This window comes from Pseudomonas protegens (assembly GCF_013407925.2).
GTDB classification, from domain to species: Bacteria; Pseudomonadota; Gammaproteobacteria; order Pseudomonadales; family Pseudomonadaceae; genus Aquipseudomonas; species Aquipseudomonas fluorescens_AP.
Map to the genome: position 1 here is coordinate 5,300,434 of NZ_CP060201.1, position 11,631 is coordinate 5,312,064.

Consider the following 11,631-nt stretch of genomic DNA (forward strand, 5'->3'; position numbering starts at 1 on the left):
ACGCGACCAAGGCCCCGCCACGAGCCTATGCAGGCCGCCCCCGGCGAGGAGGGCGGCCCGGGCCTCATGGTGTTTGCTGATCGATGCCGGCTTGCAACAGCTGGCTGTCGGTGTGGCCGCCGATCCGCAGCGGCCCGAGGTTGAACGCCTGGTCCTGGCGGGTGGCGTCATCCTGTTTGCGAGTCAATTCGGAGGCGCTGCCCAAGGCAACGTTGACCGGTGACTTGGACAGGTTGGCGCCGACGTCCACGCGCAACTCCGAGCCGGCCAGGTCGGTTTTGCTGACCTTGGAACCCCCCAGTTCGACGCGACCTTCGCTGGCCCCGATGCGCGCCCCGGTGAGCCGGGTTTCGCCGCTGACCTTCAGGTCGACGCCTTGTTGGGTGCTGATCCCCGAGGCCTGTTCCACGCGGTTCTTGCGCTCGTGGCTGAGGTTCAGGTTCAAGGTCGGGGTATAGGAGGTCTGCCCGCTCTTGTCGCCAAACAGCACGCCTTCAGCGGTATTGGCCACTTTGCTGCCGGCGGTGTTCTTCTCGCTGACCGAATAGCTGTCGCTGGTTATTGGCCAGAAGCGCTCTTTCAGGCTGGAGAAGCGATTGCCCACGGCGTCGGCCTTGTCGGCCAGGTAGTGCTTGGCCTTGGCCACGCCGTTGCCAATGGCGCCGCGTGGTTCAGGGTTGACGTCGTAGCTGCCGCTGCGGCTGAGTTTCTCCCCCAGGTGTTCCTTGGCGTCGCTGGCCCTGGCGACCACGCTGTCCTTGGCCGAGCTGACCTTTTCCAGCCCTTTGTCGACGGCGTTTTCCAGCTTCTCGCGGTGTTTGTCGAAACCTTTCTCGGCCTTGGCCTTCAGGTCGTCCTTGAGCGGACCGGCCGGCTTGGCCAGCTTGTCCACCAGCCCCGGCTGGTTCTTCGCCACTTCCAGCTTGGCGTCGATATTGACCTGGGTGTTGCGCAGCCGGTCCTGGCGGCTTTCGATGTTGAGGTCGCCACCTATGGCGCCGTCGAGTCGTTGCGCGTCGATGTTGGCCCCGGCCAGATGCACGTTGCCGGCACTGTTGAGGGTCACCTGATCGGCCTTGATCAGGCTGTTGTGCTGAGTCGTGTTCTGGCGCTGATCGACGTCGATCTTGGCCCGGGCATTGATCCCGCGATCGACTTTCGGCGAGTCGTGTTCACCGGCATCGGCCAGGGTGGTCTTGCCCATGCTGCCACCGGCGCCCAGGGTCAGGCCCCAGTTGTTGTGGGCCTGGGTGGATTGCGCCGACTCCTGGTAGATACCGCCCTGGGCCGCATCCAGCACCACCTTGGCGGCGTCGATCCGCGTGCCCTGCAGGTGAATGGCGCTGTCGCCCTCGGCTGCGCTGCCCAGTCGCACCTGGCCCTGGCTGTAGAGCTGGGCGCCGCGCTGGCTCTGGTCGTTTTCATTGACCCGGCCGATGTTGAAGTTGGCGCTGAGGTTGACGCTCTTGCCGCTGCTTTGCTCGCTGCTGGTCTTGCTGCCACCGGCCGTGAGGCCGCCACCGAGGTTGCTGCCCTGGCTGTGGTGGGTGTCCACCGCGGCTTGCAGGTCGAGCTTGCCGCCGGCGTCCAGCGTGATATCGCCGGTGGGACGTGCGGCGTTGCCGATCTGCGTGCCTTGCAGCGTCAGGTCGCTTGCACTCTTGAGGTTGACCGGCCCCTGGCCCTGAATGCTGGCAACCCGCGCCTGGCTGTCCTGCTGCTCGAGGCTCTTGTGATCCAGTTGCAAGCCGGCGCCGACATTCAGGTTGGTGCCGCTGCTACCCGGAGTGGTGCCCAGGCTCAGCGAGGCATCGCCACGCAGGCTGGAGTTGCTGCTGCTCTGGCGGTCATTGGCTTGATTGAGCGCCAGCTGGCCGTCGGTCTTGATGTTGACGCCGCCCAGGCCGCCATTGAACTGGCTGCCTTCGAAGCTGGCATCGCCACCGACCTTGATGTCCACGCCCTGGCTGCCGGCGTAGCTGCCGACCTGGGCCTTCTCGGTGCTGCTGGTGACGTTGCTGCTGCCACCGGCACCACTGCCACGGATGTTCAGGTCTTCACCGGTGTTGGTGTAGACCCGCACGCCAACCTTGGCGTCCACCGCCTGTTCGCTGCTGCTATGGGTATCGCTGGCGGCACTGGCCAGCAGGCTGCCGGCGTTGATCTGCACGGCGCCGTCGGTGGCGCGGTACTGGGTGCCCTGATCCTTGAGTTGTCCATCGGCCTTGACCGCGACCTGGGCGCCGCTCAGCTGGCTGACCACGGCGCTGCTGGTGCTTTCGCTGCGTTGGCGGTTCTGGTGGCTGACGTCCACATCGAGCCCGACATTGGGCTGTTCCAGGGCATCGAGTACCCCGGGCTGGTGGAACTTGCGCTGGGCCACGCCCTGGATGGCTTTTTCGATGGGCCGGGTGACGCCCTTGTATTCGACGTTGGCGCCGACATCCACCGCCCAGTTGTTCTCCTGGTGGCTGCTACTTTCACTGTTGCGGGCGGCGCGGTTGTCGATCTCGGCGGCATTGACCTGCAGCGCGCCACCGGCCTTGACCTGGGCGCCTTCGGTGGTGAGGCGGTTGCCGGCATTGATGGTCAGGTTGCCGCTGGCCGCGATGTTGCTAGTCTGCGCGGTGCTCTTGCTGCTGCGGTCCTGGCTGCTGGTGTGGGCCACTTCCAGGCCATTGCCGGCGCGATCCAGGCCGCCGGTGTAGTAGAAGCCGCCACCGGTGGTGGTGCTGTCGCTGTGCTTCTGGGTTTGGTTGTCCGCGGCCAGCAACTGCACCGTCTTGCCGCTCAGGCGGGCATCGCCGGCCGTGGCCGCAAGGTCGCTGCCTTGTACCTTGATATCTTCGCCGGCGCTGACCGCCAGGGTGCCGCCAGTGAGGCTGGAGGCCTGTTGCCGGGTGCTGTCGCTGCTGTCGTTGCGCTGCTCATCCTGATAACGCACCCCGGCCCGGTACTGGCCGGTGCCCGGGGCGTTTTCCTTGGCGTAGGCGTCGAAACCGCGCTTCTGGGTGCTGCTGCTGTCGTGCTGGGTGTCTGCGGCGGCCGCGACTTTGACCGTGCCCTTGGCGCTGGCGTCCAGTGCCCCCGCAGCGGCGACCTGGGAGCCGCTGACGGTCAGGTCCTCGGCGCTGTGCAACTTGAGGTTGCTGTCCGAGCGCACCTGGCTGCCGACCGTGGTGCTGTCCTTGTGCTGCTGACGGCTCTCATCCTTGGCAATGCCGAAGAACTTGCTGTCCTTGCTGTGGCTGTTGCGGTGGGAGGTGTCCTGCACGCCGTCGATGGTCAATGAACCCTTGTCGCTGATAACGCTGGCCTGGGTGCCGCCCCGGGCCTGGCTGCCGCTGATGCGCACGCTGTCGGCGCGCACGATCAGCTTGCCGTCGGCGTTGACCTTGCTGCCCTGGTTCTCGGTCTTGCCCTGGTCGCCGTCGGCGTTCTTGCCGAAGAAGCCACCGCCCACCAGGTCGCCGGAGTAATGCTGGTTGCTCTGGCTCTGCTGGCGGCTGGCGCTGGTGATGTCGACGTCCTTGGCGGCGAGCAGGATGTCGCCCTGGCTGTGCAGCTCGGCGCCCTCAAGGCGCAGATTCTGCTGGCTGTCGAGTTGCAGTTGCTGGCCGCTCTTGAGCTGGCTGGTGACGCTGCGCTGCTGGCTGCTGCTGTTGTCCCAGTTTTCCTTCCACAGGTGCTTGCGGTGCTGACCCTGGTCGCGCTGGGTGTGGGTTTCGGTGGCGGCGGTCAGTTGCAGGTCGCCGCCGCTGCGGGCGTTGAGGTTATGACCGGCTTCGACGCGGCTGCCCTGGATCCGGGTATTGGCGCCGGATTTCAGTTCGGCGTCATGCTGGGCCAGCACCTTGTTCCCGTGCTGGCGTGTTTCGCTATCGGTCTGGGTGGCGTCGTAGGTTTCCCAGGTGATGCCGATGGTGCTCTTGTCCCATTGCTGGCGTTTTTCCTGGAGCTTGCGGCTTTCGATGCTGCTCAGGGTCAGGTTGCGCCCGGCATCGAGCTTGACGTTGCGGCCACTGACATCGGTGGCGGCCAGGGTCAGGTCCTTGGCGCCGTGCAGCTCGATATCGCCCTGGCTGCGGACTCCGGCGCGGATCGCATCGAGGCTGTTGTCCACGGCCTGACCGCGGATGTCCAGATCACCTGCGGAGCTCAGCTTGACCCCGTCGCGGCCGTCCACCTGGACCGCGCCGACGCGCACCCCGGCACCTTCAGCGGTGCTGACGATATTGATCCGCCCGGCCTGCATGGCGCCGAACAGGCTGGCGTCGATGCGTTGTTCCTGAGTACGGCTCGCCGGGTCGACGTTACGCACCTGGCCGCTGGGGTAGTCCAGCTGGTTGCGGCCAACGGTGACATTCAGCTGATCGCGGGCGCTGAGGGCGCCTTGGCTGTCGATGCGCGGGGCGATCAGGTTGATCGAGCCCTCGGCATTGCGCAGGCCGCCGCCGTGGATATCCAGCTGGCCCCGGGCATTCTGGGTGTTGAGCCCCTGCAGCTTGCCGTCCTGCAGTTCCGGGCGACCCACCACCAGGCTGGCGTTGGGGGTGTTGATGAAGCTGCCGCCATTGACCGAGATGCCGTTGGGGTTGGCCAGCACGAAGTCGGCGGCACGGCCGAAGATTTCCTGGGCGCCATTGAGTTGCGAGGCGTTGCGGCTGATCACCTCGTTGAGGATCACGCTGGCCGCCTGGCCGTGCAGTTGCGCGTTGGCCGCCAGTTGCCCGGCCAGTTGCGACTGCCCGGCCTGCAGGGCGTTGTTCAGTACCACGCCCTGTTGCCCGACGTTGTAGTCCAGGAACTGGTTGTGGGACAGGCCGCCGGCATTGGGCGCGACGATGTTGACAATGGGCACGCCGCCCTGGTTTTGCAGTTGCGGGGTGCCGCCGGGGCCCTCGACCACGGTGATCCCGCCGGCCAGGGCCAGGGGCAGATGGGACACCAGCAGCAGGCCGGCGATGGTCCAGCGCAATCTGCCCTGGGGTGAAAGGTTGAATCTATGAGTGTTGTCAGGCATGAGAACCTCGTGCTGAGTAGGTGAGCCGGGCGTTGCCTTCTAGAGGGGCGACGGCGCGTTGTGCTCAGGTTCATCGGGTATTTCAGGCTAATCGGCGGTTGATCAAATCTGCAGGCTGAACCTGGCCAGCCAGACTTCCGGCTCCGTTCGGAACCCCTCTGGAGTGGTGAGGCTGCGTTGGTAGTCCAGGTCGACCTGGAGGTTTTTCCAGGCCAGGTTGAGGCCCAGGCTGGCGCCACTCAGGTGCTTGCTTTGGGCCCCGTGCTCGGCCTTGATCCAGCCGTTGTCCAGGCCCAGGCGCGGGGTGATCTTGAGCGGCAGGTCGCTGTTGAGCGGAAGGCGCAGGGTGTTGCGCCACACCGCGCCGATGGCGCCGGAGGCACTGTTGAGGCGGTAGCCGCGCACCGCCGAATCGTCGGTGCCCAGCAGTTGTTCGATGGCCGGCAGCGGGTCCGGGCTGTACTGCGCCGAGAGCTGGCTCTGCCACTGCCAGCGCTGGTTGCCCAGCTGGCCGTTGCGCCACTGGCTAAGGCCGGCGCGGTACTTGCGGAACTGCGCCTGGGGCAGGTTGCGCTGCACCTGCTGCGAGTCGCGGTCGGCGCCGAACCAGGTCAGGCCCTGGGCGTAATTGACGTCCAGGTTCCATACCGCGCTGTCGAGCCAGAACAGGTTGAGCCCGGCCTCGGCCACGGTCAGGGTCGGGCTCTGGATCTGCAGGTGGGCTTTTTGCAGGTAGCTGTCCACGTCCTTGTAGGCCAATTGCAGGTTGGCGCTGAGCTGGTGGCTCTGGTCGCGCCACAGCACCCGGTCGGCGCGGCCGCTGAGCATGTCGGTGCGACCGCTGTTGTACAGGGTGGTGCGGGCCAGCTTCAGCGGCGCGCGGTATTCGGCGTGGCTGGCGAACAGGCTGTAGGTCCAGTAGCCGTAGGGCACCGAGTAGAACAGGCTGCTGCTGCGGCTGTAGCGCGGGCCGTGGTTGAGGGTGTCGCTGTAGTTCAGGTTCAGCGCGTCGTTGATCTGCAACGGGCTGTCCAGATTGAGGTTGATCGACTGCCGGTCACGCCCGGTGCCGGCGCTGCCGAGGTTATCCACACCCAGGCCGAGGCCCCAGCGCGCGGCGCTGCCGCGCGAACGCAGGATGATCCGCGAGGCGCCGGGCTGGCTGCCGGGGGCGATGTCGGCGGTCAGGTCCAGGGAGCGCAGGCGGTTCAGTTGATCCAGGCCCTGTTCCAGGTCCCGCAGGTACAGGGGCTTGCCGAGCATGCCGGGGAAGGCTCCGCCCAGGGACACCGGCAGGCTCTGGTCGGCCAGTTCGATGGCTTCGACATAACCTTCCTCCACCAGGATATCCAGGCTGTGCCCGGCGGCCGGGGTGCTGGCCAGGTAGGGGCGGCTGGCGATATAGCCGGCCTCGACATAGAGGCGAGTGATGGCCGCCAGCAACTGGTTGATCTGGTTGACCCCCATGCACGGCGCGACATACGGCTTGATGTAGTCATTGAGCCGGGCCTTGTCGAACAGGCTGACGCCGCCGATGCGGGTGCCGCTCAGGGGCCAGCAGCGCGCGTCGCTGGCGGGCTGCTGGGGCAGGTCGGGGCTGGCCGGGGTGCTGCTGAAGCTGCCGCGCTGCATCTGCCGCTGGCGCTGTTCCAGTTGCAGCTGTTGCAGGTCGCGTTGCTGTTGCTGCTGCAGGCGCAGGGCTTCCTGGCCCGGTTGTACATCGGCCAGGGCCTGGGCCGGGGTCAGGCAGGTCAGGCCCAACCACAATCCCAGGCACCCGTTGCCCATAAGGGAGAAAAGGGAGCGGTCAGTGCGTGATGAATAGGGCACTTGGCATCCTTACTGTAAAAAGACCAAGTGACGAACAACAGAAAAGCCGATCGTTGAGGCTCAACTAGTGACGTCGCTTTAAGTTCTGCACGGTGAATATGAGGTGCCGTCGATTGCTATATCGGTGGCCTATGTTCAAGTGCTCGCGAGTGACAATTCCTGAGTGAGAGCCGGGTGCTTCAATCTAGATTCAGGTATGACAAAAGGGTTGATTGAGTTGCAGTGCAAACGTTACAGCGCAGTGTGAAATTAATTGATCCGGGGGCGGTCAGCGGGGAATTAACTTGTTGAAATCGAGACTATCCGAAACTAAAAACTCGATTTGTACGTAAATTGTAAATGCATAGAAGGCTAACAAAATTTTCCTGTCGGCCTTGATTGGCAAGGGGTCCAGAGATTTTGTGAGAATCTGCAAAGGTAGGATGTTTGGTTGAATCAGGAACAGGTGTTCGATTTTGTGAAAGCAACGCAATATCTAAGACCTGAATGCTGAGTGTTTACGGCTAGTTGCTCTTTCTACCTGAGTAGTTGCTCTAATCCTGTTATTGGTTAATTGCAGTCATGTTGCTCGGGGAATACCTTAGAGTCGGATTCTTGAACCCGATGCCCGTACTGCCGAGTATTTTCTCCCCTGCTATTGGCGTATGTCCGGAGTGTGTCGGCCGCTGTTGCGGCGGCCGGGCTAGGGGAATCCCTTAGTTGCGGATTGGATGTTGCCGGTCATATCAAGTGCCTGGCGCGGGCGCCAGGCACTTGCGGGGCGAGGGTCATTGCGGGCTTGAACGCCCGGTCATTTCCCGGGCCATTTCACTGGCGTAGCTGTCGGTCATGCCGGCGATGAAATCGATCATGCGCAGGAACGAGGTGTGCAGCGGCCAGTTCGGGTCCGGCGCGTTGTTGCCCAGCAGATCGAGGATCCGCCGGTTCTTGAACGACGGGGTCTTGCCGCCATGCTGTTCCAGTGCCGCGCCGCAGAACGAGTTCAGCAGGATCTCCAGGGTGGTGTAGGCGCCGATCTCGTGCAGGGTCTTGCGCTTGTCCTGGAAGATCTTGCGCCGCGCCACGTCCTTGGCATTGAGCACGCAGCGCTTGGCCGGGCCATGCATGTGCTCCACCAGATCGCCGTGCAGGGTGCCGGCCAGCAGCGCGTCCTGCTGTTCGACAAAGGCCCGGGCGGCGGCGTTGGTCAGGTGCTCGATGGCCTTGCCCCGCAGGATCGCCAGGCGCCGCCGGCGCGAATCCCCCGGGCCCAGCTGGCGATAGGTTTCCGGCAGGTCGTCGCCCACCAGCCCCAACAGCAGGGACTCGACTTCGGCGTACTCCAAGAGGTCCATCTCCAGGCCGTCTTCCAGGTCGATCAGGGCGTAGCAGATGTCGTCCGCGGCTTCCATCAGGTACACCAGCGGATGTCGGGCCCAGCGCTGGTCTTCCAGTTGCGGCAGGCCGAGCTTGTGGGCGATCTGTTCCAGCAGCGGCAGTTCGCTCTGGTAGCAGCCGAACTTGTGCTTCTTGTAGCCCAGGGAGTCGGCGTGGCGCGCGGTCCAGGGGTACTTGAGGTAGGTGCCGAGGGTGGCGTAGGTGAGTCGGGTGCCGCCGTCGAACTGGTGATACTCGAGCTGGGTCAGGACCCGGAAACCCTGGGCATTGCCTTCGAAATTGAGGAAGTCCTGGCGTTCGGCCTCGCTCATCGCGTCCAGCCAGCCACGCCCGGCGGCCTGCTGGAACCAGTGGCGGATGGCGTCTTCGCCGGAATGGCCGAAGGGCGGGTTGCCGATGTCGTGGGCCAGGCAGGCCGACTGCACGATCATCCCCAGGTCGCTGGGATCGCACCAGTCGGGCAGGGCGTCGCGTAGCGTCTCGCCAACGCGCATGCCCAGGGAGCGACCGACGCAACTGACTTCCAGGGAGTGGGTCAGGCGGGTGTGGATATGGTCGTTGCTGGACACCGGGTGCACCTGGGTCTTGCGCCCCAGGCGGCGGAAGGCACCGGAGAAGATGATGCGGTCGTGGTCTTTATGGAAAGGGCTACGGCCGAGTTCTTCCGGGCTGTGCACTGGCTTTCCGAGGCGTTCGCGGTTGAGCAGGGTCTGCCAATCCAAGGCGGGGTCTCTCCGAAAAAAAACTGAAGGGCAGAGCTTCCGGGTTCCCGAGCGTGGCCGCAAGAGGCGCATGGCCTGCGCTCATGTATCAACCTGGCCGACGCTTTCGCTGGCAAGCCAGCTCCTACACGGAAATGGCGCGGCCTGCGCCCCACCTGCGGGAGCCGGCTTGCCGGCGAAAGGGCCCGCAGCCCGTGCACCCATCGTGTCGCTGCGCTTGCCGGCAAGCGGGAGGGGGCTACAGGCCGGCGGCGTCGATGTCGATCAGCAGCAGGCGCTGGCCGTTGTCGAAAAATTGCCCGGCGGTCAGGCAGTACTGGTTGCTGGTGGCGTCGCGGTAGGTGCTGGACAGGGTCAGGCGCCGCTCCTCCCAGCCTTCGGCCAGCAGGTGATAGAAGTACGGGCGCCACGACCAGTTGTGACCGACGTAGCTGCTGTCGGCCTGCCAGCGGTTATGGCGCCATTCCAGATTGGGCGTCAGTTGGGTGCCGTGGCGGTCGCACTGGTAGAAGCGCAGCAGCCAGGGAAAGGCCTTGACCTCGGGCAACTGGCTGATGGGCGCCCGGGCCTGGGCCCAGGCCTGCAGCAGGTGCATCAGCTCCGCCAGTTGCTGGCGCATGTGCATCAGGCGGTTGCGTTCGGCCAGTTTGTGCCGCACATAGCGTTCGCGCAGGCGGGCGAAGGGCTGGACGAAGGCATCGCTGGCGAACAGTCGCTCTTCGGCCCGGGCAAACAAAAAGCCCTGGACGTAGCGCGAACCGCACTCCAGGGCGAAATCCAGCTCGGCCTCGGTTTCCACCCCTTCGGCGATGATCCAGCAGCCGGTCTTTTCCGCCATCAGGGCCAGGGCCTTGACCACGTCGCTGCTGGGGCCGCCGCGGGCCGCGGCCTGGAACAGGCGCATGTCGAGCTTGAGGATGTCCGGTTGCAGGGCCAGCACCCGGTCGAGCTGGGAGTAGCCGGCGCCAAAATCGTCGATGGCGATCCGCGCTCCGGCCTGGCGGTAGCGCGCCACCACTTCGCTCAGGCGCTGGCTGTTGCCCCCCAGCTCGGTGATTTCGAAGACGATGCGCCGCGGGTCGACACCGTTGTGCTGGATCTGCTTGAGGCTCGGCAGGGCCTGTCCGGGGCGCAGTCGGCTGATCCAGCGCGGGGAAATATTCAGGCTCAGGAACCAGTCCGCCGGGGCCTCGTGCAGGCGCCGCAGGGCGTCATCGCGGAGCTGGCGATCAAGGCGCCGCAAGGCACTGGAAGGAGTACGCGGATCGGCGAACAGCGGTCCCACCGACGTCAGCTGGCCATTGCTCTGGCGCAGGCGGCCCAGGGCTTCGACCCCGGCGATCCGCCCCGTGGCGGTATCGATGAACGGCTGGAAGCAGGCGAGCGGTTGCCCGTCGATCACAGGACCTCCTTATTGGATTCTTGTGGGTAGGGAGTCGTGGCTGCCGGGTGGGCAGGTAGCAATCGGCCCCTGGGTAAAGGGGCCGATCGGGGTTGCATAGCAAGAATGCAGCCAGATGTGGAACCGCCAGTGTCAGGTCGGTTGCGCGGGGGCGGTCAGGGTTTGCGCGAGGTGCCTTGCATCGCCAGCCGGATCAGCGGCAACAGGCTGGTGCCCAGGCGCACCAGGCGCGTGAGGCTGCCGGTGCCGCCGCTCTTGGCGCCTTTGCCGGTGAGGAACCCCAGCAGGGTCACCACCGCCACGCCCCAGAGTGGTGCGTGCTTGATGCCAAAGCCTTCCTGCCAGCTTTGTCCCAGGCCACGCACCCGTTGCAGCGGTTGCAGCAGTTGCTGGGACTCGTGACGGATTTCCTGGCGATGCATTTCCATGCGCAGGCGGATCAGTACCTTGCGCATCTCCCGGCGTGAGGTGTTCTGCGGAATGTCGGGCAGGTTCATGGCAGCAGGCGCTCCCGATCGTTGGCCAGCTCTTCGAGCGTGGCGTGGAAGGGCGAGGATTCATCGAAGATCGCCGCTTTCAGGCGCAGGCCGCAGAACAGCGCCGCCAGGGCGTAGAACACGCACAGGCCGATGATCCCGGCCAGGCGATAGCTGTCCCACAAGAGGATCAGCACCAGCGCCGACAGCCCCACCAGCAACAGCAGGGCAAACACCAGGGCCAGCCCGGCGAACAGCAGCAGGCTGACGGTGCGTGCCTTCTGCTCCTGCAACTCGATGCCGAACAGTTCTACGTGGCTGTGCAGCAGGCCCAGGACCGCGGCGCCCAGACGCCGGGAGGACGCGCTTGGACCGCTGCCGGACGAAGTGGATTCGCCGATAGCCATATCAGCGCCGCGTCGCCAGCAGGCCGATCAGAAAGCCCACGCCGGCAGCGATCCCGACCGACTGCCAAGGGTTGCTCTGCACGTAGTCCTCGGCGGCGGTGACGGCGGCCTGGCCGCGCTGGCGCAGGGATTCCTCGGTCAGTTGCAGGGTTTCCCGGGCCTTGAGCAGGCTTTCGTGGATCTGTTCGCGCAGTTCATCGGCCTGGTCGCCGGCCAGGGTCGCGGTGTGTTCCAACAGACGCTCCGTGTCGCTGACCAGTGCCTGAAAATCCGCCATCAGTACTTCTTGAGCCGTCTTCGCCGTTTTGCGGGCCATGGTTGTTTCTCCGTTGTTTGCGTGTGTGAGCTATGAGTGTGAGCCCTGAGTGAAGGTTCACTGTAATTGCCTGGTACA

The 11,631-nt window shown here is 65.0% G+C and carries 7 protein-coding genes; all 7 read right to left on the reverse strand.

What is annotated here, in order from left to right:
- Positions 1-64: 64 nt before the first annotated feature.
- The gene (locus GGI48_RS24755) at positions 65-5,023 is read right to left on the reverse strand and encodes a hemagglutinin repeat-containing protein (RefSeq protein ID WP_179600421.1); all 4,959 of its coding nucleotides are present in this window, start codon (positions 5,021-5,023) and stop codon (positions 65-67) included.
- A gap of 102 nt (positions 5,024-5,125) precedes the next feature.
- Positions 5,126-6,853, reverse strand: a complete 1,728-nt coding sequence (locus GGI48_RS24760; protein ID WP_179600423.1) for a ShlB/FhaC/HecB family hemolysin secretion/activation protein — start codon at positions 6,851-6,853, stop codon at positions 5,126-5,128.
- 767 nt (positions 6,854-7,620) lie between these two features.
- Entirely contained in the window at positions 7,621-8,952 is a 1,332-nt protein-coding gene (locus GGI48_RS24765) for a deoxyguanosinetriphosphate triphosphohydrolase (RefSeq protein ID WP_016965306.1), read from the reverse strand.
- A 238-nt stretch (positions 8,953-9,190) separates the two neighbouring features.
- Entirely contained in the window at positions 9,191-10,354 is a 1,164-nt protein-coding gene (locus GGI48_RS24770; protein WP_179600425.1) for an EAL domain-containing protein, read from the reverse strand.
- A gap of 155 nt (positions 10,355-10,509) precedes the next feature.
- Positions 10,510-10,851 carry a hypothetical protein gene (locus GGI48_RS24775; protein ID WP_103739962.1) on the reverse strand — a complete coding sequence of 114 codons (342 nt, stop codon included), beginning with the start codon at positions 10,849-10,851 and terminating at the stop codon, positions 10,510-10,512.
- Positions 10,848-11,237 carry a phage holin family protein gene (locus GGI48_RS24780; protein ID WP_016965309.1) on the reverse strand — a complete coding sequence of 130 codons (390 nt, stop codon included), beginning with the start codon at positions 11,235-11,237 and terminating at the stop codon, positions 10,848-10,850. Before GGI48_RS24780 ends, GGI48_RS24775 begins: the two co-directional genes overlap by 4 nt.
- Position 11,238: 1 nt before the next feature.
- Positions 11,239-11,553: a YqjD family protein gene (locus tag GGI48_RS24785; protein WP_047305516.1), complete on the reverse strand. Its 315-nt coding sequence runs from the start codon at positions 11,551-11,553 to the stop codon at positions 11,239-11,241.
- Positions 11,554-11,631 lie beyond the last annotated feature (78 nt).

Excerpts from the sequence above, each read along its gene's own strand:
- GGI48_RS24755 (WP_179600421.1), bottom strand. The coding sequence starts at position 5,023 with ATGCCTGACAACACTCATAGATTCAACCTTTCACCCCAGGGCAGATTG.
- GGI48_RS24780 (WP_016965309.1), bottom strand. The coding sequence starts at position 11,237 with ATGGCTATCGGCGAATCCACTTCGTCCGGCAGCGGTCCAAGCGCGTCC.
- GGI48_RS24775 (WP_103739962.1), bottom strand. The coding sequence starts at position 10,851 with ATGAACCTGCCCGACATTCCGCAGAACACCTCACGCCGGGAGATGCGC.
- GGI48_RS24785 (WP_047305516.1), bottom strand. The coding sequence starts at position 11,553 with ATGGCCCGCAAAACGGCGAAGACGGCTCAAGAAGTACTGATGGCGGAT.